Source organism: Oceanicola sp. 22II-s10i, assembly GCF_002210105.1.
Taxonomy (GTDB): Bacteria; Pseudomonadota; Alphaproteobacteria; order Rhodobacterales; family Rhodobacteraceae; genus Pseudooceanicola.
Window position 1 is genome coordinate 115,255 of record NZ_AQQU01000006.1, and the last position, 26,069, is coordinate 141,323.

Here is a 26,069-nt window from a genome sequence, read left to right on the forward strand (position 1 = left end):
ATGTAAGAGATACATTGATTTTACTCAATTCACGCCGCCGCGAAGGTGATCTTTCGCCGCAGGAACTGCGTGGCCCGGTTCGACACTTTCATCGGGTCGCCGGTGGTCAGGAACATCGACTCGGTCCCCGGCCCGATCATCTCGGGCCGCCGCTTGAGGTAATCCTCCAGCGAGGCGGCGACGAGGTTCGCCTGGCTGTAGACCGCGACATCCGCCCCGAGCGCGTCCTGAAACACCTCGTCCATCAGCGGGTAATGCGTGCAGCCGAGGATCGCGGCCTCGGGCTTGGGCATCTTGCGCTTCAGCGCGTCGACATGCGACCGAACCAGTGCCTCGGCCAGGATCATGTCCCCCTCCTCGATCGCGTCCACCACGCCGCCGCAGGCCTGCGCCTCGACATCCACGCCGATGGCGCGGAAGGCCAGTTCGCGCTGGAAGGCCCGGCTGGCGACGGTGGCAGGGGTGGCGAACAGCGCGACATGCTTTACCGCGACCTCGCGCGGGGGGGAGTTGTCGCCCCACTGGCGTTCGGTCAGCGCCTCGATCAACGGGACAAAGACACCCAGCACCCGCTTGTCGGTCGGCACCCAGTTTTCCTGCATCCGGCGCAGCGCGGCGGCGCTTGCGGTGTTGCAGGCGAGGATGACCAGATCGCAGCCGGCCTCGAACATCCGGGCGCAGGCTTTCGTCGTCAGGTCGTAGATGTCATCGGCATCCCGCACGCCGTAGGGCGCATTCGCGTTGTCGCCGAAATAGACCAGCGGCACATCCGGCAGCCGCTTCGCCACCGCGTCGAGCACCGTCAGCCCGCCCAGCCCGCTGTCGAAGATACCAACTGCCATCTGCCTGCCCTCGCGACCGCCCCTCACATCGGGGGCGTGCGGTGCTTTTCTTCGAATTCGAAGCCGTAATCCAGCGATTTGAGCGGTTCGGTCGACAGGCTGTAGGTTTCGCGCCGCAGGTAATCCATCAACGCCTTGGAATCGCGGACCCGCGCCGCGATCTGGTCGGCGGGAATCGGCGTGCCGATGGCGCAGCGGACCGGGGTGCCGACGCGCGAGCGGAATTCCTTGAGCAGCAGGCCGAGGCGCAGGGTGTAGTGCACGTGGCTGGCCAGCTGGAACAGGCGCGAATTGCGGCCCTCGAAATAGATCGGGACCACCTGCGCGCCGGACTTGGCGATCATCCGCGCGGTGAAACTGCGCCAGCCGGGATCCATCGGTTGCGAGAACGGCTTGAGCGCGGTCGACACCGTGCCGCCGGGAAAGACGCCGATCGCCCCGCCCTGCGCGAGATAGCTCAGCGCGGTCTTGCGGGTCTCGATATTCGTCGCCAGCGCCTCTTTCGTCTCGTCGAAGTTGATCGGCAGGATGATCCGGTTCAGATCCTCGGACTTGCGGAAGACGTGGTTGGCGAGGATGCGGAAATCGCCGCGCGCCTCCTGCAGGATATGCCCCATCATCAGCCCGTCGAGGATGCCGTAGGGGTGGTTCGCGATCATCACCAGCGGCCCGGTCCGCGGGATGTTGTCGAGCGAGCCTGCGGTGATTTCCAGCTCCAGCCCGTAGCGTTCCATCATCACCGACCAGAAATCGCGGCCCGCCGCGACTTCATTCTCGTAACCGGCGGCGCGGCGGATGAGGCCGGGGCGTCCGGTGACGTTCTCCAGCGTGCGGATGAAGGCGCGCGAGAGCTTCGTCGCGCCGGAGTGGGAGTAGGAAAGTTCGCGCGCGATATGGCGCGGAGTGCTGTGCTGTGTCGTGGCGCTCATCGTATTGCCTGCGCGGGCGGTGCCTGAGGCGGTGATTACCGCCGTCAGGTCATACGATCCAGTAAAGATGACAGGAGCGTGACGATTTACTCCGCCGCCTGTGCCTGTTGCGGCCCGCCCGCACGGAATGTCGCCAGCAGCGCCTCGCGCGTCTTGGCGGCGCGTTCGGCATTGGCCTGTTTCACCGGGCCGAAGCCCCGGATCGACAGCGGCAGTTCCGCCAGCGAAATCGCGGTTTCCAGCGTCATGTCGGACACATGGGGCAGGACCTCGGCCATGTCGGCCTCGTACTGCGCGATCAGCGCGCGTTCCATCTTGCGCTCGTCGCTGCGCCCGAACGGGTCGAAGGCCGTGCCGCGCAGGAACTTGAACCGGGACATGAGCGACATCGCCCCGCCCATCCATGCGCCGAACTGACGTTTCACCGGGCGCCCGTCGCTGCCGGTCCTCTCGATCACCGGCGGGGCGAGGTGGTAGGTGATCTTGAAATCACCGCCGAACTCCGCCTGCGCCCGCGCTCGCGTCTCGCGATGCAGGCGGCCGACCTCGTATTCGTCCTTGTAGGTCAGCAGCTTGTGATAGCCCTTGGTCACCGCCTCCTTCAGGCGCGGGTCGGTGACGCTGTCGACCAGCTTGAGATAGCGCTTCGACAGGCGCTTGTTCTGGTAGGCCTTCAGGTGATCGACGCGGAAGGCGATCTTTTCATCGAGGCTCTTGGGCTTGTCGACGACCTTGGTCTCGGACATGCCCGCCGCCTCGCGCGGGTGCAGCACCGCCCAGCGACCGATCTCGAACGCACGCTGGTTCTTGTCCACCGCCGCGCCGTTCAGCTCGATGGCCTGCATGATCGACTGCTTCGACAGCGGGACAAGCCCCCGCTGCCACGCCGCGCCGAAGATCATGATGTTGGAGAAGATGCTGTCGCCCATCGTCACCCGCGCCAGTTCCGACGCGTCGAAGAGGTCGACCTTCTCGCCCATGCGAGCCTGAAGTTGCAGCGCCAAACGGTCGGATGGCAACGAGAATTCGGTGTTGCGGGTGAAGTCGCCGGTGATGATCTCGTGGCTGTTCACCACCGCGCCGGTGCGGCCCGTGCGGGTCAGGCCCAGCGTCTTTGACCCTGCGCTGACGACGAGGTCGCCGCCGATCAGCGCGTCGGCCTCGCCGGTGGCGACGCGGATCGCGTTGATGTCCTCGGGGCTTTCGGCCAGCCGGACGTGGATGTGGACCGCGCCGCCCTTCTGGGCGAGGCCCGCCATTTCCATCATGCCCGCGCCCTTGCCGTCGATCTGCGCGGCCTGCGCCAGCACCGCGCCGATGGTCACGACCCCGGTGCCGCCGACGCCGGTGATCACGGTGTTCCAGGTCCCGTCGATGCGCGGCAGCTCGGGCTCCGGCATGTCCGGCAGGTCGAGCGTCACGGCGGCGGTCACATCACGTTTGACCTGCGCGCCCTCCAGCGTGACGAAGGACGGGCAAAACCCTTTCAGGCAAGAGAAATCCTTGTTGCAGCTCGACTGGTCGATGGCCCGTTTCCGGCCCAGTTCCGTCTCGACCGGCACGATGGAGACGCAGTTCGACTGCACCCCGCAATCGCCGCAGCCCTCGCAGACGGCGGTGTTGATGAACACCCGCTTGTCCGGATCCGGGAACTGGCCCCGCTTGCGGCGGCGGCGCTTTTCGGCGGCGCAGGTCTGGACGTAGATGATCGCGCTGACGCCCTCGACCTCGCGCATCTCCTTCTGCACCGCGTCCATCTCGGCCCGCTCATGCCAGCCGACGGATTTCGGGAAATCCTCGCGCCGGGGCTCTTCCTTCTGGTCAAAGACGACCGCGATCTTGCCGACCCCCATGGCCGCCAGTTCGCGCGCGATCCGGTCGGGGGTCAGCCCGCCCTCGTTCTTTTGCCCGCCGGTCATCGCGACCGCGTCGTTGAAGAGGATCTTGTAGGTGATGTTCGCATCCGACGCCAACGCGGCCCGGATCGCCTGGACGCCCGAATGGTTGTAGGTGCCGTCGCCGAGGTTCTGGAACACATGCTCGCGCTTGGAGAACGGCGACTCGCCGATCCAGTTCGCGCCCTCGGCCCCCATGTGCGTGAAGCCGAGCGTGTTCCGGTCCATCCACTGCACCATGTAGTGACAGCCGATCCCCGCATAGGCGCGCGAGCCCTCAGGCACCTTGGTCGAGGTATTGTGCGGGCAGCCCGAGCAGTAATAGGGCAGCCGCGTCGCGATTTCCTCGACATTGTCGTTGCGCCGCGCCTCGTTCAGCGCGGACAGGCCCGCCTTGATGCGGTCGGTGTCGCGGCCCTCCTCGATCAGGATGCCGCCCAGCTTTTCCGCGATCCAGACTGGGTCGAGCGCCCCGCGCGTCGGGAACAGCTCTTCGCGGTGCAACCCGCCTGCCCCGCCCTTGTACCATCCGTAGACGCGGTAGCGGTTGTCGTCGAACAGCGCCTCCTTGATCTGGATCTCGATCAGCTTGCGCTTTTCCTCGACCACGACGATCAGGTCCAGCCCCTCGGCCCAGTCGTGGAAGCCCTGCATGTCCAGCGGGAACACCTGTCCGACCTTGTAGGTGGTGATGCCCAGCCGTTCCGCCTCGGCCTCGTCGATGCCGAGCAGGCTCATCGCGTGCATCAGGTCCAGCCAGTTCTTGCCCGCCGAGACGAAACCGATCTTGGCCCCGGGCTTGCCCCAGCCCCGCTTGTCGATCCTGTTGGCATGGCTGAACGCCTCGGCCGCGAAGCGCTTGTAGTCGATCATCCGCGTTTCCTGATCGTGCGGACTGTCCAGCAGGCGGATGTTCAGCCCGCCCTGCGGCATGTGAAACTCGGGCCGGACAAGCTGCATCCGCTGCGGATCGCCGTCGATGACCGATGTCGCCTCGACGGTGTCCTTCATCGTCTTCAGACCGACCCAGAGGCCCGAGAATCGCGACAGGGCATAGCCGTAGATGCCGTAGTCGATGATCTCCTGCACACCGGCCGGGCTGACGATGGGCATATAGGCATCGACCAGCGCCCATTCGGACTGGTGCAGCACGGTGGAGCTTTCGCCGGTGTGGTCGTCACCCATTGCGACCAGAACACCGCCGTTCTTCGACGTGCCCGCCATGTTGGCGTGCCGGAACACGTCGCCCGACCGGTCGACGCCCGGCCCCTTGCCGTACCAGAGGCCGAAGACGCCGTCGAACTTGCCCTCGCCCCTCAGTTCCGCCTGCTGGCTGCCCCACAACGCGGTGGCGGCGAGGTCCTCGTTCAGCCCTTCGTGGAACTTGACGTCCGCCGCCGTCAGCCACTTGGCGGCGCGGTTCATCTGCATGTCGACGGCGCCCAGGGGCGAACCCCGGTAGCCCGTCACGTAACCCGCCGTGTTCAGCCCGGCCCGACGATCCCGCTCCTTCTGGGTCAGCATCAGCCGCACCAGCGCCTGTGTGCCATTCAGCAGGATGGGTGACTTTTCCAGATCGAAACGATCGTCGAGAGAGATACGGGGGGCTGTCATGGGCGGTCCTCCTCAGTCGTCCTGCCTCAACATAGCGCAGAACTAGGTCACAAGTCATGACCTATGCAGGAAAAAGAAATCCGTCCTTTACACCGGCGGGTCTTATTTGGTTACAGGGCATAACTATGTTGCACGCCGTGCATGACTGTTCCCGAAAGTTGCGGATATGGATTGGGACAAACTCAGAATATTTCACGCTGTCGCTGATGCCGGCAGCCTGACCCATGCGGGCGATGCGCTGCACCTGTCGCAATCGGCGGTGTCGCGGCAGATCCGTTCGCTCGAGGAATCGCTGAACACGACCCTGTTCCACCGTCACGCACGGGGACTGATTCTCACCGAACAGGGGGAACTGCTGTTCGACGCCACCCGCGCGATGGCCAAGCGGCTGGACACCGCCACCGCCCGGATCCGCGACAGCGAGGAAGAGGTGTTCGGCGAGTTGCGCGTCACGACGACGATCGGGTTCGGCTCCCTCTGGCTCGCGCCGCGGCTTTTCAAGCTCTACGAACGCTACCCGGACCTCAAGATCGACCTGATGCTTGAGGAACGGGTTCTGGACCTGCCGATGCGCGAGGCCGATGTCGCGATAAGGATGAAGGAGCCGAGCCAGGCCGACCTCATCCGCCGCCGCCTGATGTCGGTCCGGATGCGCTGCTATGCCAGCCCGGAATATCTGGCCGCCAATGGCAAGCCCGAACAGGTCGAGGAGATCGGCGCGCACCGGCTGATCTGCCAGAACCCGAACGCCGCGCAGGTTGCGGCCGGGGCCGGGCTGGTCGCACGGCTGCTGCAGCACGACGTCCGGTCGACGCTGACGGTGAACAACTACTTCGGCGTGCTGCAGGGCGTGATCTCGAACCTCGGGATCGGCGTGCTCCCGGACTACCTGATCGAGGATTTCCCGCAGCTGGAACGCGTCCTGCCGGACGTCGAATCGGTCGAGGTTCCGGTCTTCCTCGCCTTCCCCGAGGAACTGCGGCACTCAAAGCGGATCGCCGCATTCCGCGACTTCGTGCAGGAAGAAGTCATCGCGCACAGACGCCGGGTGAAGGAACGGGATCCGGACGGAACGGATTCGCCGTAAAGTAGTGACATGCGCGCAATGCATGACGGGCATGTTGCAACTGCGGCGAAAAGTTCCTTGATCGATTCCAGATCGGCGCTTATTTCGGCCAGTGACGGTGATGTCGCCTAACGGCTCATCATCTTCATACCTCCCTGTTGGACTAGGCCGGGTTCGCCCCGGCCTTTTTTTTGTTTTCGGGCGATGGCTACGGTCTCCCCGCGTAGCGCGCGCTACGTGCAAACCACCGACGCGGATCAGATTTCTTTCTGACAAATGTGTGACGCCCAAACCGGAACAAACCGGGCGTCACAGGCATTGTCCATCCGAAGCCGCAAGCGCGGCGCCGGAAAGAAAGGAAGATTACAATGACCTTCACCAAGTTCCTCGCCACCGTGTCCACCGCAGCCCTTCTCGCGACGCCGATCGCCGCGCAGAATGCACCGGACACCAACCCCGCGCCGGACACAGGCGCATCCGCTCCGAGCGCCGGCAGTCAGACGGCCGAGAACGACGCCGTTCAGTCGGGTGACCAGGACCCGATGCCCACGACCTTCGAGACGCAGGTCTTTGAAACGGCCGACTCGATGAATGCCGTTCTGGCAGGTCAGACGATGGACGCCGCCAACCCGTGGGTCGGCAAAATGGTCAAGCTGAATGACGGCAACGACGCCGGCACCATCAGCGAAGTCTATGTCGATGGCGCAGGGTCCGCGACCGCCAAGGTCGAGATCAACGAAGCTCTCGGCGTGAACGCGCAGGAAATGCTGCTGAGCCTCGGCGCAGGCAACATCGAAGGCGACGAGATCGAGCTGGCCATGAACAAGGAGCAGTTCATCGAGCAAGCCGCCATGACCGTGGGTGTCGAGCCCGGCGCAGAGAAGTCGGTCGATAACTGATACAGGTCGCCTCTCAGGCGCTAGTCCGGGCCGGAGCACACGCTCCGGCCCGTTGCGCTTTGTCCGCCCCCCTTCCCTCGCGGGGTCCGTTGTCGTAAAGCCCTCGCGACAGCCAGCCCGGGGGAAGACCATGCAGGATCCAGAGATCACGCCAGACCTGATCGAGGCACACGGGATCAAACCCGACGAATACGCCGAGATCCTGCGCATCCTGAATCGCGACCCGACTTTCACCGAGCTCGGCATCTTCTCCGCGATGTGGAACGAGCACTGTTCCTACAAGTCCTCCAAGAAATGGCTCCGCACCCTGCCGACCACCGGTCCGCAGGTCATCTGCGGCCCCGGCGAGAACGCGGGTGTGGTCGACATCGGTGACGGACAGGCCGTGGTCTTCAAGATGGAGAGCCACAACCACCCCTCCTACATCGAACCCTACCAGGGCGCCGCGACTGGCGTGGGCGGCATCCTGCGGGACGTCTTTACCATGGGCGCCCGTCCGATTGCCGCGATGAACTCGCTGTCTTTCGGCTCGCCCGACCATCCAAAGACCCGCCAGCTGGTGCACGGCGTGGTCGAAGGGATCGGCGGCTACGGCAATGCCTTCGGCGTTCCGACGGTCGGCGGCGAAGTGCGGTTCGACCCGGCCTATAACGGCAACTGCCTGGTCAACGCCTTCGCGGCGGGCCTCGCCGATGCCGACAAGATATTCTACTCCGCCGCCTCCGGCGTCGGCATGCCGGTGGTCTACCTCGGCGCCAAGACCGGGCGCGATGGCGTCGGCGGGGCGACCATGGCCTCGGCCGAGTTCGACGAGACGATCGAGGAAAAGCGCCCGACCGTGCAGGTCGGCGACCCCTTCACCGAGAAACGGCTGATGGAGGCCTGCCTGGAGCTGATGCAGACCGGCGCCGTGATCTCGATCCAGGACATGGGCGCGGCGGGTCTGACCTGCTCCGCCGTCGAGATGGGCGACAAGGGCGAGCTCGGCATCCGCCTCGACCTCGACAACGTGCCCTGCCGCGAAAAGAACATGACCGCCTACGAGATGATGCTCAGCGAAAGCCAGGAGCGGATGCTCATGGTGCTGCGGCCCGAAAAGGAGGCCGAGGCGCGGGCAGTGTTCGACAAGTGGGACCTCGACTTCGCCATCGTGGGCGAGACGATCCCCGAAGACCGCTTCCTCATCATGCACGGCGGTGAGATCCGCGCCGACCTGCCGCTGCGCGCGCTCTCCGGCAACGCGCCGGAATACGACCGTCCGCACGAACCCACGCCCGAGGCCGCGCCGCTGGCCGACGTGCCCGGCGTCGATCCGATCGACGGGCTCAAGGCGCTCATCGGCTCGCCCAACTACTGCGCCAAGCAGTGGGTGTACGAACAATACGACACGATGGTCATGGCCGACACGATGCGCACCCCCGGCGCGGGTGCGGGCATCGTGCGGGTCCACGGAACGAAGAAGGCGCTGGCCTTCACCTCCGACGTGACCCCGCGCTACGTCAAGGCCAACCCGGTCGAGGGCGGCAAGCAGGCGGTGGCGGAGACCTATCGCAACCTGACCGCCGTCGGGGCGCTGCCGCTGGCGACGACCGACAACCTGAACTTCGGCAACCCCGAGAAACCGGCGATCATGGGTCAGTTCGTCGGCGCGATCCGGGGCATCGGCGAGGCGGTAAAGGCGCTCGACATGCCCATCGTCTCGGGCAACGTGTCGCTCTACAACGAAACCGACGGTCAGGCGATCCTGCCGACCCCCACGATCTGCGCCGTCGGCCTGATCGCGGACAGCGGAAACGCCATCCTCGGCACCGCCCGCGAGGGCCATGTCGCCCTGCTGGTCGGCGAGACGAAGGGCCATCTGGGCCAGTCCGCCCTGCTGGCCGAGGTCTATAACCGCGTCGAGGGCGACGCGCCGCCTGTGGACCTTGCCGCCGAGAAGCGGAACGGCGATTTCATCCGCGCCAACCACGCCTTCATCCGCGCCTGCACCGACCTCAGCGACGGCGGCCTCGCGCTGGCCGCGTTCGAAATGGCCGAAGCGGCGGGCACCGGGGTCAGCATCGACACCGCCGACACCGCGCAGCTGTTCGGCGAGGATCAGGCGCGCTACCTGATCGCCTGCGGCTTCGATCAGGCCGAGGCGCTGATGGTCGCCGCCGGCAAGGCGGGCGTTCCGATCGCCAGCGTCGGCAAGTTCGGCGGCAGCACGGTCAGCTTCGGCGGCAGTTCGGCCCCGCTCGAAGAGCTTCAGGCGATCTATCGCGGCACCTTCGGCAAGGTCTTCGACTGACCCCCGGCTTGCGCGACCGTCCGGGGCGAATTACATCTATCGTGAAGTAACCAAGGGGACCCGAGCATGTCATTGATGGCGCACGACATCGAGGAAATGATCCGTTCGAGCTTTCCGAACGCGAAGATCGAGGTTCAGGGCGACGACGGACGGCACTTCTCGGCGATGGTCGAGGACGAAAGCTTTCGCGGCATGAACCGGGTCCAGCAACAGCGCGCGGTCTATGCCGCGCTCAAGGGCAAGATGGACGGCTCCAACGGCGAACTGCACGCACTGGCCCTGACGACACGGGCGCCCTGAGCCCCGACAGAATTCTGAAAGGCGCGGGATGCGCCGAGGAAAGGACTGAACGAATGACCGACGTCAAGACTTCGATCGACGAAACCGTCAAGGCCAACGACGTGGTGCTTTTCATGAAGGGCACCAAGGAAATGCCGCAGTGCGGGTTCTCCAGCCGCGTGGCCGGTGTGCTGAACTACATGGGCGTGGAGTTCACCGACGTGAACGTCCTTGCCGATCAGGACATCCGTCAGGGGATCAAGGATTATTCCGACTGGCCGACCATCCCCCAGCTCTACGTGAAGGGCGAATTCGTCGGCGGCTGCGACATCATCACCGAGATGACGCTCTCCGGCGAGCTGGACCAGCTGTTCGAGACGAACGGCATCACCTACTCCAAGGACGCAGCCGAGAAGATCCGCGCGGCCAACGCCTGATCCTTCCGGCTTCCGACATGAAAAACGGGGCGCAACCGCGCCCCGTTTCTCGTTTTTCCAGCAGCGGTCAGACGATCAGCCCGCCCGCGCCTTGTCCTCAAGCATCTCTGCCATGGCCTCGATCTGCGCGGCCAGATCGCCCAGGGTCTCGTTCATATGCGTCGGGATGACCGGCACCTCGACCTTTCTGGGTTCCTGCTTGCTGGCGCGGAGCTTTTCCATCTCGGCCCGCAGCCGCCCCAGTTCATCGTCCAGTTCGCGCAGCTTGTCCTCGACCCCCGCCGTGCGGTCGGCCAGCATCAGCCCGGCCATGAGCAGCATGCGCGGTTCCGGGATGCGGCCGATCTGTTCCGTCAGGACCGTCGCCTCGGCATCCAGCATCCGGGCGGCGGACAGCAGGTAATGCTCTTCGCCCTCGGCGCAGGCGACTTCGAACTGGCGGCCGCCGATGGTGATCTCGATCTCGGGCATCAGGCTTCTCCCGCGGCTGTGGAGCTGACGACCAGCGGCGTGAGGGCCGCGACGATGGCCTCGGCCTCGCTCCGGTCGACGGCGCGGCTGGCGCGCAGGGCTTCCAGTTCGGCCAGCATCGACTTGTTGATCAGGTGCGGCTCACGCACGCCGGCGCGGTTCGCTTCGCGCAGCGCCTCGTTGCTGTCGCGCAGCTGATCGTTGGAAATCCGCAGACGCTGCAGATCCTGATCCAGCTGCATCATCGCGCCGCGCTGGTCGGCCAGCGCGCGTTCCAGTTCCGCCCTCGCCTTTTCCTGCCGGGCGGCGAGCGTGTTCAGCCGCTCCTGCAGCTGCGCACTGGTGAGTTTCTCATCCTCAAGCGCCTGTTTCAGCGCCTCGATCTCTGCAGGCTCGACAACCGGTTCGGCCGCCGCCCGCGCGTCGATCGCCTCGACCGCGGTGCCGATCCGCTCGATGGCGGCGGCGATGCGGCCCTGCAAGGCGTCGAAACGTGCCTCGCTGTCATTCATGGATCGACCCCTTCCTTGGTTCCCCATCCGGGGCGCTGCGACCGAATCGCCGTGCCCGGAACACCGTTCCGCAGTCTAACCAATGACTTCGCCAATCCCAACCGGAAGGCGAGCCGGCCGAAAGCAGCCTTCCGCCCTTCCCCGCCCTTGCTATTCACGTCCCGGCTGGTAAATGCGCGGTCAGCCCCGTTGCCGAGAGGAGTCCCCGATGGACATCGCTGCCCTGCGAAATGCCCACCCCGAACACTGGAACATGGCCACCGCGATCCGCGTTCTGACACTGGATGCAGTCGCCGCCGCGAATTCCGGGCATTCCGGGATGCCCATGGGGATGGCCGACGTGGCGACCGTGCTGTTCACCAAGCACATGAAGTTCGACGCAGCCGCGCCGAACTGGATCGACCGCGACAGGTTCATCCTGTCCGCCGGCCACGGTTCCATGCTGCTCTACTCCCTGCTTTACCTCACCGGCTACGAACAGTTCCCGATCGAGGAAATCCGCAACTTCCGCCAGCTCGGCGCACGGACGGCGGGCCACCCCGAGAATTTCCTCGCCCAGGGGATCGAGACGACGACCGGCCCGCTGGGTCAGGGCATCGCCAACTCGGTCGGCTTCGCCATGGCCGAGGAGATGCTGCGCGCCCGCTTCGGCAAGAAGGTGATGAACCACCACACCTACGTCATCGCCGGCGACGGCTGCCTGATGGAGGGCGTCAGCCAGGAGGCCATCGGCCTGGCAGGGCGGCATGAGCTGGGGCACCTGATCGTGTTCTGGGACAACAATAACATCACCATCGACGGCAAGGTCGATCTGGCCGACCGCACCGATCAGGTCGCGCGCTTCAAGGCGTCGGGCTGGCACGTGCAGGAAATCGACGGCCACGACCCCGAGGCCATCGACGAGGCGATCCGCGCCGCCAAGGCGACCAAGGCGCCCTCGATGATCGCCTGCAAGACCCACATCGCCATCGGCCACGCCGCGCAGGACACCTCCAAGGGCCATGGCGCGCTGACCGACGCCAAGCAGATCGAGGCCGCGCGGCAGGTCTATGGCTGGACCGCCCCCGCCTTCGAAATCCCCGCAGACATCAAGTCCGCATGGGAAGAGGCCGGCCGCCGCGGCGCCAAGGACCGTTTCGCATGGGAAGAGGGCTTTGCCGCCCTGTCCGACCGCAAGCAGGCCGAGATCAACCGCGTCTTTGCCGGTGAAGCACCCAAGAAACTGGCCTCGGTCATCCGCGCGCTGAAGAAGCAGGCGGTCGAGACCGAGCCCAAGGTCGCCACCCGCCGCGCCTCGGAAATGGTGCTGGAGGTGGTGAACCCGGTGATGCCGGAAACCGTCGGCGGGTCCGCCGACCTGACCGGGTCGAACAACACCAAGACCGCCGACATGGGCGTCTTTGACGTCGACAACCGCGAAGGCCGGTTCGTCCACTGGGGCATCCGCGAACACGGCATGGCCTCGGCGATGAACGGGATGGCGCTGCACGGCGGGATCCGGCCCTACTCGGGCACCTTCATGTGTTTCACCGACTACGCCCGCCCCGCGATGCGGCTCTCGGCGCTGATGAAGCAGCCGGTGGTCTACGTGATGACCCACGATTCCATCGGTCTGGGCGAAGACGGCCCGACGCACCAGCCGGTCGAACATCTGGCCATGCTGCGCGCGACGCCGAACATGCTGGTCTTCCGCCCCGCGGACGTGGTCGAGACCGCCGAAGCGTGGGAAATCGCACTGACCCAGACCGACACGCCGTCCGTGCTGTCGCTGACGCGCCAGAACGTGCCGACCGTCCGCAAGGACAACAAGGCGCGCAACATGGTGGCGCAAGGTGGCTACATCCTGGCCGAAGCCGAGGGCAAGCGGCAGGCGATCCTGATCGCCACCGGCTCCGAGGTCGAGATCGCGCTCAAGGCGCGCGACCTGCTGCAGGCCGAGGGGATCGGCACCCGCGTCGTGTCCATGCCGTGCTGGGAACTCTTCGCGGCGCAGGACGAGGCGACCCGCAAGCGCGTGCTGCCCGCAGGCCCCGTCCGCGTGGCGGTCGAGGCCGGTGTCGACATGGGCTGGGACCGCTGGCTCTGCGGCGAGCGCGGGCGCGAGAACAAGGCGGGCTTCGTCGGCATGACCGGCTTCGGCGCCTCCGCCCCGGCCGAGGTTCTGTACGAACATTTCGGCATCACTGCCGAAGCGGTGGCCGAAAAGGCGAAATCGCTGCTCTGACCGGCGCGGGGCGTCTGGACGCCCCCGCTGACCCGCCTAAGGTGGGGCCCGACCGCGAACGGAAGGACCCCACATGGCGCAGATACTGCTCTTTGCCCCGAACGCCGAAGATTTCGCCCGCGAAATCAAGGCACTGAACCCCGAACTTGAGATCGCGACCGCCCGCAAGGGCGACGAGGCCAAGGCGCTCGGGGCGGATACCGAGATCCTGATCACCATGGGCGCCGGCCTGACCGACGAGGTCCTCGCGGCGATGCCCCGGCTCAAATGGATTCAGGCGCTGTCCGCAGGCACCGACCATATCCAGAAGCTGACACTGCCCGAAGGCGTCGCGCTGACCTCGCTGGCCGGTGCGCACGGGCCGCAGATGTCGGAATACGCCATCCTGATGATGCTGACCCTGCCCCGCCGCTTCCGCGAGACGCTGGCGCACCAGAAGGATCACGCATGGACCCGGTGGCCGGTGCCGATCCTGACGGGAAAGACGCTCTGCATCTTCGGACTCGGCGCGATCGCCGAAGCGCTGGTGGACCGCGCCCAGCCCTTCGGGATGAACATCACCGGCGTGTCGGACGGGCGGACCGAGATGGCGGGCCTCTCCCGCATCTACCGGTACGACGAACTGGAACAGGCGGCGGCGGATGCGGATTTCCTGTGCATCCTAGCGCCCTTGACCGAGAAAAGCCGGGGCAGCGTGGATGCCAAGGTGCTCAAGGCGCTTGGCCCCGACGGCTACCTGATCTCGCTCGGGCGGGGCCCGGTGATCGACGAGGATGCGCTGGCCGACGCCCTGCGCGACGGCATCATCGGCGGCGCGGGGCTCGACGTCTTCGCCAAGGAGCCGCTGCCCGCCGACAATCCGCTCTGGGACATGGAGCGGGCGATCATCACCCCGCATATCGGCGGGTTCTCGGACAGCTATGCGATACAGGGCGCGCCGATCATCACGGGCAACCTCGCCGCGTGGAAGACAGGCGGCGCGGACGCGTTGAAGAACCGCGTCCTCTAGCCCAGCCGGAACCGACCGGCCCCGTGGGCGGCGAGAACCAGACAGCCGCCCGCGATGGCCCAGTTCTTGACGAAAATCGTCATCTGCCAGGGATCGTCCGGCAGGAAGTGGAAGGCCGAGGTCACGCCGCAATACACCGCCAGCGCGGCGGCCACCGGCCGGACAAAGACCCCGGCGATCAGGGCCACCCCCGTCAGCGCGTTGAACACCAGCGCGGGCCAGACCAGCCAGACCGGCCAGCCAAAGCCCGCCAGCAACCCCTCGACCGGCGCGGGATCGGTCGCCTTCTGCACCGCGCCCCCCAGAAACAGCGTGGCGATCAGGATGCGCCCGACCAGCACGGCCAAATCCGCCGCCGTGCCCCCTGTCGCTCTGTGATCCCGTTCCACCATGCCCCACCACATAGCGCAGCCTGCGCGAACGGTTAGCGCCACCATCGCCGATTGATCCAAGGTTATCGCTAACACACTGGAAAACATCGGCTTTCGCGCTTTATTTCCGTGACCTTTTCGGCCTATACCGCCCCCGAATTCCCTGACAGGAGAGCCAACATGACCGTCACCATCGGCATCAACGGGTTCGGACGCATCGGCCGCTGCACGCTGGCCCATATCGCCGAAAGCGCCCGCAACGACGTTCAGGTCGTCAAGCTGAACGCCACCGGCCCGATCGAGACCTCGGCCCACCTCCTGCGCTACGACAGCGTGCACGGCCGGTTCGGCGGCAAGATCACGACCGACGGCAACACCATGGACATCGGCCGCGGCCCGATGGAGGTGTTTTCCACCTATGATCCCAACGAGCTGGACTGGTCCGGGGTCGACGTCGTCCTCGAATGCACGGGCAATTTCAACGACGGCGACAAGGCCAAGGTGCACCTTGAGCGCGGCGCCAAGAAGGTGCTGATCTCGGCCCCGGCCAAGAACGTGCAGAAGACCATCGTCTTTGGCGTGAACCACCGCGACCTGCAGGCCGGGGACACGATGATCTCGAACGGGTCCTGCACCACCAACTGCCTCGCCCCGCTGGCCAAGGTGCTGAACGACGCCATCGGCATCGAATCGGGCATCATGACCACGATCCACGCCTATACCGGCGACCAGCCGACGCTGGACCGGCGGCACAAGGACCTCTACCGCGCCCGCGCGGCGGCGATGTCGATGATCCCGACCTCGACCGGCGCGGCGAAGGCGCTCGGCGAGGTGCTGCCGGAGCTGAAGGGCAAGCTGGATGGCTCGGCCATCCGCGTGCCGACACCCAACGTCTCGGCGGTGGACCTAACCTTCCTCGCCGGCAATGACGTGACCGAGGCCGACGTGAACGAAGTCGTGCGCGAGGCCGTCGCGGGCCCGATGTCCGCCGTCATGGGCTACGATCCGGAACCCAAGGTCTCCATCGACTTCTCCCATACCGAGGAATCGTCGATCTTCGCCCCCGACCAGACCAAGGTCATCGGCAAGCGGCTGGTCCGCGTGCTGGCGTGGTATGACAACGAATGGGGCTTCTCATGCCGGATGGCCGACGTGGCCGCCGCCATGGGCCGCCTGAACTGACCGATCCGCATGTGCAGCGATCGTGAAGCGCCCCAGCCCTGTGCCGGGGCGTTTCGCGTTCAGGCGGCGGCTTCGCTGACGGGCCCTTCGATCAGGTCCTGCAGCGCGCCGAAATAGCCGTCCGACCGGGCAGGCTGCAGCGGATCCGAGGTGATCGCCAGCGTTACGCCCGCCTCGGGCATCACGCAGATCACCTGCCCGCCATAGCCCCGCGCCAGCAGGTAGCGACCGCGCCCCTGCCCGCCCAGGAACCAGCCATAGCCATAGCCCAGCCCCGACCACGGCGACCGCGCGCGCGGCTCGGCCGAGGTGTCGAGCCACGCCTGGCTGACCACCCGCGTCCCGTTCCATTCGCCGCCCTGCCGCACCATCTCGCCGATGCGCAGCATCGCGCGGGGGCTGAGCGCCATTTCGTTGCCGCCCATGTAGCGACCCTGCGGATCGCGGGTCCACGGCGGGATGTCGATCCCCAGCGGACGGCCCAGCCACGACCGCGCCAGCGACAGCAGGCTTTCGCCCGTCGCCTCGGACAGCGCGGCGCCCAGCACGTGGAACGAGCCGGTGGAATAGAGCATGCGCCCGCCCGGCTCGGCCTCGAAATCCCGCGACAGGGCATCTGCAACCCAATTGCCGCTGGCAACCCAACCGCCATAGTTCGGGCCCGACGTCCGCTCCAGCCCGGCCCGCATGGTGACGAGGTCCTCCATCGTCAGCGCCGCCACCCGGTCGTCGGCGCCACGCGGGATCAGCCGGGGGGCCACATCGCCCAGCGTCGCCGTCACGCCCGGCAGCGCGCCCTTGTCGATCGCCACGCCGAGAAGCAGGGCCACGATGCTCTTGGACACCGATTTCACGTTTGCGGGGCGGTCCAGCCCCGGCCCGCGCGGCGCGGATTCCAGCACCGTCTCCCCGTCCTGCGCCACCGCGATGGCGTGCAGCTGCGAAAAGCCCTCGGCGGCCTCGGCCACCGCGCGCCAGCGGTCCTCCTGCGCGCGCAGGGGCGCCCCGAGGCTGGCGAAGGCGGCGCTGGTGACCAGCAGGTGACGGCGGGTGATGGGTATGGCGTGTCTCATGACATTGGATTTGCACCGACCGCCCCGGCGATCAATTCCCGCCACGCCAGCATGGCATCACATGCACGTCAGCCGGTTCTCTGCCGGATGTTGCGCCTGCACGCCAAGCCCCGCACCATCTCTGCGCGGTGGCTTGATCCGCGGACCGGGCTGAGGCATAGCCGACATGCAATCCAGCCGGACGGCCAATGACCAATCAACTCGCCATCGCACTCGGGCTTCTGATCGCGCTCTTTCTGGGTCTGGATGCTATTGTGTTCGGCTGGTCCAACACACTGTTTCTGGCCAAGAAATTTGCGGATTTCGTGGAATGGCTGGCATTCTGGCGCTAGACTGCACCGATAATGGGCCGGAATAGGCCCGATCTGAGCGAGGTAGAGAGAAATGGCGAACCTGCCGGCCGGCGTGTTGATAATGGCGAGCATCGTCATTGTCGTGGGCCTGATCCTGCTGGGCCTGGTGATCTACACCTGGCTCAAGAAGCGCGAGGTCGAAAAGGTCGTGCCGCCACGCGGCAGCTTCGTCGAGATCTCCTCCGGTCGCCTGCACTACCTGACCACCGGCAAGGGCCCGGACATCGTCATGATCCACGGCCTCGGCGGTCAGATGGGGAATTTCGACACCGGGCTGGCCGAGGATCTGGCGCGCGATCACCGCGTGACCCTGATCGACCGCCCCGGCGCGGGCTATTCCGAACGCCGCGCGGGCACCGCGACCAGCATCACCGCCCATGCGGAACTGATCGAAGAGGCCATCAAGGCGCTCGGCATCGAACGCCCGCTGATCGTCGGCCATTCGCTCGGCGGTGCCATCGCGCTCGGCATCGGGCTGCGCGGGCGGCAGCCGGTGCGCGGTCTGGCGCTGCTGGCCCCGTTCACCCTGCCGGTCGACAGCTTTTCCGAAGCCTTCGACGCGCTCAACATCCCGTGGGACTGGCTGCGCCGGTTCACCGGCTGGACCTTTGCCGTGCCCACGATGATCCGCAGGCCGGAACCGGTGCAGGAACTGATCTTCGGCCCCGAAGAGGTGCCGGACAGCTATCTGGTCGAGGGCGGTGGACTGCTGTCCCTGCGTCCGGCCCATTTCATCGAGACCAGCCGCGATTTCGTGACGGCCAATGACGACATGCCGGCGATGCAGCGGCAGTATCACAAGCTGACGCTGCCGATCCGCATCCTCTACGGCGCGCAGGACCGGATCCTCGACCCGGAACTGCACGGCACAACGTTCGTGTCGCGCTATCCGCAGATGGGGCTTGAGATGATCGACGGCGGGCACATGATCCCAGTGACCCGCCCCGAGGAATGCGCGGCGTTCATCCGCCGCGCCAGCCAGTCGATGAAGTGAGGCCGCGCCTCAGGTCTTGCCCAGCTTGGCCAGCAGACGTTCGTTGACGGCGGGCGTCACGAAGGCCGAGACATCGCCGTCGAGCCGGGCGATTTCCTTGACCAGCTTGGAGGCGATGGACTGGTGCTTGGCCTCGGCCATCAGGAACACCGTCTCGACGCTGGAATCCAGAACGCGGTTCATGCCGACCATCTGGAACTCGTATTCGAAATCCGACACCGCGCGCAGGCCGCGCACGATCACGCCCGCACCCACATCGCGGGCGCAGTTGATCAGCAGGTTCTCGAAGGGATGCACGACGATCTCGATGCCGGTCTCCTTGGCCAGCTTCACGCATTCCGCTTCAAGCATCTCGACCCGTTCCTCGAGCGAGAACAGCGGTCCCTTGTCGCGGTTGATGGCGACGCCGATAACCAGCCTGTCGACCAGGGCGGTCGCCCGGCGAATGATGTCGATATGTCCCAGTGTAATGGGGTCGAAGGTGCCGGGATAAAGGCCGATGCGCATTACCGTCTCCGCGTCGTGAGGTTTGCGGCGCACGCAACAATATTACGCTGGGGAATGCAAGGGCAGCAGCGGGGTTTCACAACCGCGATGTCAGCGACCCATGATCATGTCTTCCAGCGCGGTCTTCTCGTGGCTCAGCTCGCTGAGCTTGGCCTTGACCACGTCGCCGATGGTCACGATGCCCACCAGAACTCCGTCATCCGTCACCGGCATGTGGCGGAACCGGCCTTCGGTCATCTTTCCCAGAACCTGGTCGGCGGTGTCGTCGCGCCCGCAGCAGACCGGATCGGGCGTCATCAGCGCCTTGGCCGGTTCCGTCATGCACGACGGCCCCCGCGCCGCAAGGGCGCGGACGATATCGCGTTCGGACAGGATGCCATCGGCCTTCCGCCCGTCGGAAGACACCACCACGCCCCCGATCCTGTGCTCCGACAAGAGCCGCGCGACATCCGTAATGGTGGTATCGGGCCGCGTGGTGATCACGGTCTCGCTGCCCTTGGATCTCAGAATCTGCTGAACGAGCATGGTGGTGTCTCCCTATGGGGTCCCGGACTCCTCCTTTCCGGGTCTCCGAGGCTCTGCCACCTGCGACAATCTGTCAAGTCAGAGCTTCGAGCCGCGCGATTTCACGCCGGATCCCGTCGGTCAGCAGCGCGGTAAAGCGGTTCATCCGCTCCAGCCGCGTGTCGTCCGCATGGCGCACGAGGTAGAACGACCGGGTCAGCGCGATCGCGTCGCCCAGCACCTTCTCGACGCCCGGCGCCGACGGCAGTGCGAAATCGTGGACGATGCCAAGCCCCCCGCCCTGCCGGATCCAGCTGAACTGCACCATGACCGAATTCGACGCCAACGACACCCGTTCGACCCCGAGCTCGGCCAGATAGTCGAGCTCCTTGTCGAAGATCATATCGGGGATGTAGCCGATCATCCTGTGTCCGCTCAGATCCTGCGGTTCGCGGATCGCGTCCTGCCGGTGCAAATAGTCCCGCGACGCGGCAAGATGCAGGTGGTAGTCGCTGATCTTCTGCACCGTCAGCCGACCCGCCGTCGGGGCCGAGACGGTGATCGCCATGTCCGCCTCTCGCCGCGTCAGGTTGAACAGGCGTGGCAAGGCGACGATCTGCACCTCCAGATCCGGGTTGTCCTCGACGATCGCGGCGCAGACCTGTGGCAGCAGGAAGTTCGCCACCCCGTCCGGCGCGCCCAGCCTGATCTGTCCGGACAGCTTGCCCGACTGGCCGCGCAGTTCCTCCTCGGCCGCCAGAATCGCCTGCTCGGCCACTTCGGCGTGGCGGATCAGGCGTTGCCCGGCCTCGGTCGGCGCATAGCCCTGCGGAGATTTCGCGAAAAGCGTCTGGCCGATCTCTTCCTCGAGCCGTCCGATGCGGCGTCCTGCAGTAGCCGGATCGACCCTCAGCCGCTTCCCGGCGCCCGAGAGGCTTTCCTCCCGCACCACGGCGAGGAACATTTTCAGATCGTCCCAGTTCATCAGGCCACCCTGCATTCTCGCAAAGCATGTTTGAAGGATTTCCCCTTTCACCCTGCAAAATGCAAGCCTAGCATCCCGCGCGAGAAAGGGAGGTCCCCATGAATGAACTGACCCACTACCTGAACGGTTCCCACACCAAGGGCACGTCCGGCCGTTTCGCCGACGTCATGAACCCCGCAACGGGCGAGGTTCAGGCCAAGGTGCCGCTGGCATCCGCGGCCGAAGTCGACAAGGCGGTCCAGATCGCCGCCGCCGCCCAGCCCGACTGGGCAGCGACCAACCCGCAGCGCCGCGCGCGGGTCCTGATGAAGTTCGTGGACCTTTTGAACCGCGACATGGACAAGCTGGCCGAGGCGCTGAGCCGCGAGCATGGCAAGACCCTGCCCGACGCCGCCGGCGACGTGCAGCGCGGGCTTGAGGTCGTCGAATACTGCATCGGCGCGCCGCAGATGCTGAAGGGCGAGTACACCGACAGCGCCGGGCCCGGCATCGACATGTACTCCATGCGCCAACCCCTTGGCGTCACGGCGGGAATCACGCCGTTCAACTTCCCCGCCATGATCCCGATGTGGATGTTCGCCCCGGCCATCGCCTGCGGCAACGCCTTCATCCTGAAGCCGTCCGAACGCGACCCCTCCGTCCCGCTGATGCTGGCGGAACTGCTGGAAGAGGCGGGTCTGCCCAAGGGCATCCTGCAGGTCGTGAACGGCGACAAGGAAGCGGTGGATGCCATCCTCGACCACCCGGTGATCCAGTCGATCGGCTTTGTCGGCTCCACCCCGATCGCGGAATACATCTATGGCCGCGGCTGTTCGAACGGCAAGCGCGTGCAGTGCTTCGGCGGCGCCAAGAACCACATGATCATCATGCCGGACGCCGACATGGACCAGGCAGCCGATGCGCTGGTCGGCGCGGGCTATGGCGCGGCGGGCGAACGCTGCATGGCGATCTCGGTCGCCGTCCCGGTGGGTGACGAAACCGCCGACCGTCTGATCGAAAAGCTGGTCCCCCGCATCGAGAAGCTGAAGGTCGGCCCCTACACCGCCGGCAACGATGTGGATTACGGCCCTGTCGTCACCAAGGCCGCCAAGGAAAACATCCTGCGCCTCGTCCAGACGGGCGTGGACCAGGGTGCGAAACTGGTGGTCGACGGGCGTGACTTCAAACTTCAGGGCTACGAGGACGGCTTCTTCGTCGGCGCGCACCTCTTCGACAACGTCACGCCGGACATGGACATCTACAAGACCGAGATCTTCGGCCCGGTCCTGTCCACCGTCCGCGCGGGCAGCTACGAAGAGGCGCTGAAGCTGGCGATGGACCACGAGTACGGCAACGGCACCGCGATCTTCACCCGTGACGGCGACACCGCCCGCGATTTCGCCAACCGGATCAACATCGGCATGGTCGGCGTAAACGTCCCGATCCCGGTGCCGCTGGCCTACCACACCTTCGGCGGCTGGAAGAAATCCGTGTTCGGCGACCTGAACCAGCACGGGCCGGATGCCTTCAAGTTCTACACCCGGACCAAGACCATCACCGCCCGCTGGCCCTCGGGCCTGAAGGAAGGTGGCGAGTTCCACTTCAAGGCGATGGACTGAGCCAAAATCGGAGGGCGCGCCATCGCGCCCTCCGCGCCCTGCCCGGAAAATAAGACACCGTCGAATTACGGCACCGTCGCTGCTCTTACGGCTTCCAAACCCTTGTAGCCGCAGTAAGGATAAGCTCCGCACACCATTGTGAACCGGAGATTTCCTTGATGCGTTTCCTGAAAAACCTGATCCTCGGATGCCTGCTCGTCACGGCTCAGCCGCTACTGGCGCAGAATATCGACACGAACCGCTATTATCGGCTCAACACCCAGTTCAAGGGCCCCGACATGCCGCTCGACGTGATCAACGGCGGCAACCGGAACAACGACACCCGCCTGTCGCTCTGGGGCGACTTTTCCGGCCAGTACTGGCGGCTGACACCCGCCGACGGCGGGATGTGGCGGCTGACCACGATGTTCCGCGGCGCCAATATGTGCCTGGACATCTACAACGGCGGGCCGCGCAACAACCAGCCACACCTGACGCCCTGTGCGAATTTCACGGGCCAGCTCTGGCGCATCACGCCGGCGGGCGACGGCTATGTCCGCCTGTCCACGCAGTTCCGTGGCCCGGACCAGTGCCTCGACATCTTCAACGGCGGGCCCGAGGACAACATGCCCCACCTGACCCGCTGCGCCAACTTCAGCGGGCAGTTCTGGCAGCTCGAGCCGACCGATCGCTGGGTAAACTGATCTGACGGCCCGAACCGCGAGAACATCCACTCAATGCGCGGCGCCGGGGTCCGACAGGCCGCCACGCCTCAGCCCGGTGACCGCGATTTCGGCGGCAGGGACCTGCACCGGCGGCAACCGAACGGGCACCGGCTCGCGCTGGCGCATCGCATCGGCCTCGACCAGCCGGTGCGCCCGCGAGCGTCCACATTCGAAACTGCCCGCCCGGAACGCGCGGCAGGCGGTCGGTCGCGCCTCGTAGACGGCGCAGGCCAGCGCACCCGACTCCGTCAGCGTCAACTGCGCGCAATGGCCGTTCTCCATGCGCATGTAAGTGCGCCCGTCGATACGGTTCAGCGCGTTTTCGGGCAGGCCACGGGTCAGGTCTTCGGGGAACAGAGCGATATACCGGTCGTGCTTGCCGAAACAGCAGGCACCACAGGCCAGACACTCCACAGCGGATGTGTTTTTCAATTCTGGGGATCCGACACGCCGGCCGGCGGCTACAGGACCGACGGCGATGCGCTGAGCAGATGATACAACGCCGCACGCAGGCTGAGAAGTGGGGTCATGCGCGCGCGTGCCGACAGCATTTCCGCATGAATACTTGACGTTATGCCCGAAAGCTGACGACACTGGCCGCCCGCCGGATCAATCCCGAGACCACATGCCCGTCACCTACCGCATCCTGCCGCGCCGCGGCCTTGTCTACGTCCGCTTCGAAGGACATGCCCGCGTCGCCGAAAGTTTCGAGGCACTCGGCCGCTTTGCGCAGGATCCGTTGTTCCGCCCCGGCCTCGCCCAGCTGATCGACCTGAGCGCCGTGACCGGGTTCGAACCGGACTACGTTGCCCTGTTCCGGCTGCACGCGCAGAAGACCGAGATGTTCGTGCCGCAGGCCGCCGAGACCGTGAACGTCTACATCGCGCCCACGGAACCCGCACAGCGCCTGTCGCACCAGATCCTCAAGAGCTGGCAGGGCATCCCCGGACTTGTCCACAGGGTCGTCGCCTCCGAAACCGAAGCGCTTCACATTCTGGGCCTCGATGCCCGAAGCATCGCTGCACTAATGGCCGAAGAAGTCTGATCCTGCGGGCCCGACGCCCGCAAAAACGCAAAACCCTTTTGTGCCCTTTCGCCTTTCAGCCCGCATTCTGCAAGACTAGGATGCCGGGGGAGCAAAGAGGGAGGAAAGGTTGGACTTCGCATTATCCGAGGAACAACAGGCGATTTTCGACATGGCCCATGCCTTCGGGCAGGCCGAGATCGCCCCCCACGCCCGCAAGTGGGAGGCCGAGGGCACGATCCCCAAGGCCCTCTGGCCCAAGGTCGGTGAGCTTGGCTTCGGCGGGCTCTACGTCAGCGAGGAGAACGGCGGCGCGGGCCTGTCCCGGCTGGACGCCACGCTGGTGTTCGAGGCGCTGTCGATGGCCTGTCCTTCGGTCGCGGCGTTCCTGTCTATCCACAACATGTGCGCGCGGATGATCGACGCCTTCGCGGACGCCAGCCTGCGCGACCGCGTCCTGCCCGGCGCGATCTCGATGGACACCGTGCTGAGCTACTGCCTGACCGAACCCGGCTCCGGCTCCGACGCCGCCGCGCTCAAGACCCGCGCCGAGCGGACGAACGAAGGCTACCGGCTGAACGGCACCAAGGCCTTCATCTCGGGCGGCGGCTATTCCGACGCCTATGTCGTGATGTGCCGCACCGGCGATGCGGGGCCCAAGGGCGTCTCGACGCTCTATGTCGAGGACGGCGCGGACGGCCTGTCCTTCGGCGGGCTGGAGGACAAGATGGGCTGGCGCAGTCAGCCGACCCGGCAGGTCCAGTTCGACAATTGCGAGGTCCCCGCCACCAACCTCGTCGGCGAAGAGGGCAAGGGCTTTACCTACGCCATGATGGGCCTCGACGGCGGGCGGCTGAACATCTCGGCCTGTTCGCTCGGCGCCGCGCAGGCCGCGCTGGACGCGACGCTGGCCTACATGGGCGAGCGCAAGGCCTTCGGCCAGCCGATCGACCAGTTCCAGGCGCTGCAGTTCCGCCTCGCCGATATGGAGATCGAGTTGCAGGCCGCCCGCACCTTCCTGCGGCAGGCAGCGTGGAAGCTGGACCAGAAGGCCCCGGACGCCACCAAGTTCTGCGCCATGGCCAAGAAGTTCGTCACCGAAGCGGGCAGCCGCATCACCAACCAGTGCCTGCAACTGCACGGCGGCTACGGCTATCTGTCCGACTACGGGATCGAGAAGCTGGTCCGCGACCTGCGGGTACACGAAATCCTTGAAGGGACGAACGAGATCATGCGCCTGATCACCGCCCGCCACATGCTGGCCGCCCGATGACCGACGACATCCTGATCCGCATCGCGGGCCGCGCGGGCCGCATAACGCTCAACCGTCCCAAGGCGCTGAACGCGCTGACCTACGACATGGCCAACGCCATCGAGGCCGCGCTGGACGACTGGGCCGGGAACGACTCCGTCGCGCTGGTCGTGATCGACGCGGCGGGCGACCGGGCCTTCTGCTCCGGCGGGGATATCGAGGAACTCTATAATCGCGGCCGCGCCGGGGATTTCGACTATGGCCGGACCTTCTGGCGCGACGAATACCGGCTGAATCTCAAGATGGCCGAATATCCCAAGCCCATCGTCACCCTGATGCAGGGCTATGTCATGGGCGGCGGCGTCGGGGTCGGGTGCCACGCCTCGCACCGGGTCGTCGGCGACAGCAGCCAGATCGCCATGCCGGAATGCGGCATCGGGCTGGTGCCGGACGTCGGCGGTTCGCTGATGCTGGCCCGCGCGCCGGGACGGCTGGGCGAATACCTCGGCCTGACAGCCGCCAGGATGGGCGCGGGCGATGCGATCCGCGCGGGTTTTGCCGACCACTACCTGCCCGAAGGCGAATGGCCCGCCCTGACCGCCGAGATGGAACGGACCGGCGACATCGCCGCCGTCGAGCGCGCTGCCGTCACCGCCCCTGCCGCGGCCCTCGCCGAGCATCAGGAGGTGATCGACCGCCTCTTCACCTCGGGCGACCTGCCCTCCATCGCCGTTTCCAGCGATGCGGAATGGGACGAGTTCGCCAAGGGCGTCCGCAAGGCCCTGCTGCGCAATTCGCCGCTCGCGATGGCCTGCACGCTCCGGATGCTGGCCAACCTGCGCAAGGAGGCCGGGGGCATGCGCGAAGCACTGAGCCAGGAATACCGTTATGTCTACCGCGCGATGGAGCACGGCGATTTCCTGGAAGGCATCCGCGCCCAGATCATCGACCGCGACCGCAACCCGCGCTGGAAACACGCGCTGACCAGCGTCCCCGACGCCGATGTCGCGCGCATGCTCGCCCCGCTCGGGGATGACGAGTTGACATTCTGAGGG

Annotated in this window: 26 protein-coding genes; 15 read left to right on the forward strand and 11 right to left on the reverse strand. The window is 66.0% G+C overall.

Annotated elements, in window-relative coordinates:
- Positions 1–29: 29 nt before the first annotated feature.
- From murI to ATO6_RS15770, 3 genes are all read right to left on the reverse strand, one after another.
- Positions 30–842, reverse strand: coding sequence for a glutamate racemase (gene murI, locus ATO6_RS15760; protein ID WP_088624982.1), 813 nt, complete (start codon positions 840–842; stop codon positions 30–32).
- A 23-nt stretch (positions 843–865) separates the two neighbouring features.
- Positions 866–1,771 carry a lysophospholipid acyltransferase family protein gene (locus tag ATO6_RS15765; protein WP_088624983.1) on the reverse strand — a complete coding sequence of 302 codons (906 nt, stop codon included), beginning with the start codon at positions 1,769–1,771 and terminating at the stop codon, positions 866–868.
- An 86-nt stretch (positions 1,772–1,857) separates the two neighbouring features.
- A complete protein-coding gene (locus ATO6_RS15770; protein WP_088624984.1) occupies positions 1,858–5,280 on the reverse strand; it encodes an indolepyruvate ferredoxin oxidoreductase family protein in 3,423 nt (1,140 codons plus the stop codon).
- A 166-nt stretch (positions 5,281–5,446) separates the two neighbouring features.
- Here ATO6_RS15770 and ATO6_RS15775 point away from each other — a divergent pair, with 166 nt between their 5' ends.
- The 5 genes from ATO6_RS15775 to grxD all read left to right on the forward strand — a co-directional run bounded on the left by ATO6_RS15775 (position 5,447) and on the right by grxD (position 10,251).
- Positions 5,447–6,367, forward strand: a complete 921-nt coding sequence (locus tag ATO6_RS15775) for a LysR family transcriptional regulator (protein ID WP_088624985.1) — start codon at positions 5,447–5,449, stop codon at positions 6,365–6,367.
- Positions 6,368–6,714: 347 nt separating this feature from the next.
- Positions 6,715–7,245 carry a hypothetical protein gene (locus ATO6_RS15780; RefSeq protein WP_088624986.1) on the forward strand — a complete coding sequence of 177 codons (531 nt, stop codon included), beginning with the start codon at positions 6,715–6,717 and terminating at the stop codon, positions 7,243–7,245.
- 130 nt (positions 7,246–7,375) lie between these two features.
- Positions 7,376–9,535, forward strand: coding sequence for a phosphoribosylformylglycinamidine synthase subunit PurL (gene purL / locus ATO6_RS15785; RefSeq protein WP_088624987.1), 2,160 nt, complete (start codon positions 7,376–7,378; stop codon positions 9,533–9,535).
- Between the two features lie 66 nt (positions 9,536–9,601).
- Complete coding sequence (locus tag ATO6_RS15790) at positions 9,602–9,835, forward strand: BolA/IbaG family iron-sulfur metabolism protein (protein WP_088624988.1); 234 nt, start codon at positions 9,602–9,604, stop codon at positions 9,833–9,835.
- Positions 9,836–9,888: 53 nt separating this feature from the next.
- The gene (grxD, locus tag ATO6_RS15795) at positions 9,889–10,251 is read left to right on the forward strand and encodes a Grx4 family monothiol glutaredoxin (protein WP_088624989.1); all 363 of its coding nucleotides are present in this window, start codon (positions 9,889–9,891) and stop codon (positions 10,249–10,251) included.
- 75 nt (positions 10,252–10,326) lie between these two features.
- On the opposite strand, the gene ATO6_RS15800 is transcribed toward grxD, so the two are convergent.
- Both ATO6_RS15800 and ATO6_RS15805 read right to left on the reverse strand, forming a co-directional pair.
- Positions 10,327–10,722, reverse strand: coding sequence for a cell division protein ZapA (locus ATO6_RS15800; protein ID WP_088624990.1), 396 nt, complete (start codon positions 10,720–10,722; stop codon positions 10,327–10,329).
- Positions 10,722–11,234 carry a hypothetical protein gene (locus tag ATO6_RS15805; RefSeq protein ID WP_088624991.1) on the reverse strand — a complete coding sequence of 171 codons (513 nt, stop codon included), beginning with the start codon at positions 11,232–11,234 and terminating at the stop codon, positions 10,722–10,724. Before ATO6_RS15805 ends, ATO6_RS15800 begins: the two co-directional genes overlap by 1 nt.
- Before the next feature lie 208 nt (positions 11,235–11,442).
- Between ATO6_RS15805 and tkt the strand changes: the two genes are divergently transcribed.
- Positions 11,443–13,458 carry a transketolase gene (tkt, locus tag ATO6_RS15810; protein WP_088624992.1) on the forward strand — a complete coding sequence of 672 codons (2,016 nt, stop codon included), beginning with the start codon at positions 11,443–11,445 and terminating at the stop codon, positions 13,456–13,458.
- Positions 13,459–13,531: 73 nt separating this feature from the next.
- Positions 13,532–14,467 carry a D-2-hydroxyacid dehydrogenase gene (locus tag ATO6_RS15815; protein WP_088624993.1) on the forward strand — a complete coding sequence of 312 codons (936 nt, stop codon included), beginning with the start codon at positions 13,532–13,534 and terminating at the stop codon, positions 14,465–14,467.
- Here ATO6_RS15815 and ATO6_RS15820 read toward each other — a convergent pair.
- Positions 14,464–14,871 (reverse strand): DoxX family protein, encoded by a 408-nt coding sequence (locus ATO6_RS15820; protein ID WP_254919176.1) that lies wholly within the window; start codon positions 14,869–14,871, stop codon positions 14,464–14,466. The genes ATO6_RS15815 and ATO6_RS15820 overlap by 4 nt on opposite strands.
- Positions 14,872–15,018: 147 nt before the next feature.
- Here ATO6_RS15820 and gap point away from each other — a divergent pair, with 147 nt between their 5' ends.
- On the forward strand, positions 15,019–16,020 hold the full coding sequence (gene gap / locus ATO6_RS15825; protein ID WP_088624994.1) for a type I glyceraldehyde-3-phosphate dehydrogenase: 1,002 nt from the start codon (positions 15,019–15,021) through the stop codon (positions 16,018–16,020).
- A 59-nt stretch (positions 16,021–16,079) separates the two neighbouring features.
- On the opposite strand, the gene ATO6_RS15830 is transcribed toward gap, so the two are convergent.
- Positions 16,080–17,093 carry a serine hydrolase gene (locus tag ATO6_RS15830; RefSeq protein WP_088624995.1) on the reverse strand — a complete coding sequence of 338 codons (1,014 nt, stop codon included), beginning with the start codon at positions 17,091–17,093 and terminating at the stop codon, positions 16,080–16,082.
- A gap of 188 nt (positions 17,094–17,281) precedes the next feature.
- Here ATO6_RS15830 and ATO6_RS25125 point away from each other — a divergent pair, with 188 nt between their 5' ends.
- Complete coding sequence (locus ATO6_RS25125; protein ID WP_176440967.1) at positions 17,282–17,425, forward strand: hypothetical protein; 144 nt, start codon at positions 17,282–17,284, stop codon at positions 17,423–17,425.
- Positions 17,426–17,507: 82 nt separating this feature from the next.
- On the forward strand, positions 17,508–18,440 hold the full coding sequence (locus ATO6_RS15835; RefSeq protein WP_088625190.1) for an alpha/beta fold hydrolase: 933 nt from the start codon (positions 17,508–17,510) through the stop codon (positions 18,438–18,440).
- Positions 18,441–18,449: 9 nt separating this feature from the next.
- On the opposite strand, the gene coaD is transcribed toward ATO6_RS15835, so the two are convergent.
- The 3 genes from coaD to ATO6_RS15850 form a co-directional block, all read right to left on the reverse strand.
- A complete protein-coding gene (gene coaD / locus ATO6_RS15840) occupies positions 18,450–18,947 on the reverse strand; it encodes a pantetheine-phosphate adenylyltransferase (protein ID WP_088624996.1) in 498 nt (165 codons plus the stop codon).
- 90 nt (positions 18,948–19,037) lie between these two features.
- On the reverse strand, positions 19,038–19,472 hold the full coding sequence (locus ATO6_RS15845; RefSeq protein ID WP_088624997.1) for a CBS domain-containing protein: 435 nt from the start codon (positions 19,470–19,472) through the stop codon (positions 19,038–19,040).
- Between the two features lie 73 nt (positions 19,473–19,545).
- A complete protein-coding gene (locus ATO6_RS15850) occupies positions 19,546–20,436 on the reverse strand; it encodes a LysR family transcriptional regulator (protein WP_088625191.1) in 891 nt (296 codons plus the stop codon).
- Positions 20,437–20,534: 98 nt separating this feature from the next.
- On the opposite strand from ATO6_RS15850, the gene ATO6_RS15855 reads away from it, so the two are divergent.
- Together ATO6_RS15855 and ATO6_RS15860 are read left to right on the forward strand one after the other, a co-directional pair.
- Positions 20,535–22,034: a CoA-acylating methylmalonate-semialdehyde dehydrogenase gene (locus ATO6_RS15855; RefSeq protein WP_088624998.1), complete on the forward strand. Its 1,500-nt coding sequence runs from the start codon at positions 20,535–20,537 to the stop codon at positions 22,032–22,034.
- Positions 22,035–22,192: 158 nt separating this feature from the next.
- Positions 22,193–22,717, forward strand: coding sequence for an RICIN domain-containing protein (locus ATO6_RS15860; protein WP_088624999.1), 525 nt, complete (start codon positions 22,193–22,195; stop codon positions 22,715–22,717).
- 30 nt (positions 22,718–22,747) lie between these two features.
- On the opposite strand, the gene ATO6_RS15865 is transcribed toward ATO6_RS15860, so the two are convergent.
- Positions 22,748–23,170, reverse strand: a complete 423-nt coding sequence (locus tag ATO6_RS15865) for a YkgJ family cysteine cluster protein (RefSeq protein ID WP_176440968.1) — start codon at positions 23,168–23,170, stop codon at positions 22,748–22,750.
- Between the two features lie 193 nt (positions 23,171–23,363).
- Here ATO6_RS15865 and ATO6_RS15870 point away from each other — a divergent pair, with 193 nt between their 5' ends.
- The 3 genes from ATO6_RS15870 to ATO6_RS15880 all read left to right on the forward strand — a co-directional run bounded on the left by ATO6_RS15870 (position 23,364) and on the right by ATO6_RS15880 (position 26,066).
- The gene (locus ATO6_RS15870) at positions 23,364–23,783 is read left to right on the forward strand and encodes a hypothetical protein (protein WP_088625001.1); all 420 of its coding nucleotides are present in this window, start codon (positions 23,364–23,366) and stop codon (positions 23,781–23,783) included.
- A gap of 109 nt (positions 23,784–23,892) precedes the next feature.
- Positions 23,893–25,035 carry an acyl-CoA dehydrogenase family protein gene (locus tag ATO6_RS15875; RefSeq protein WP_088625002.1) on the forward strand — a complete coding sequence of 381 codons (1,143 nt, stop codon included), beginning with the start codon at positions 23,893–23,895 and terminating at the stop codon, positions 25,033–25,035.
- Complete coding sequence (locus ATO6_RS15880) at positions 25,032–26,066, forward strand: enoyl-CoA hydratase/isomerase family protein (protein WP_088625003.1); 1,035 nt, start codon at positions 25,032–25,034, stop codon at positions 26,064–26,066. The genes ATO6_RS15875 and ATO6_RS15880 overlap by 4 nt, the downstream gene beginning before the upstream one ends.
- The last annotated feature ends 3 nt before the right edge of the window (positions 26,067–26,069 follow it).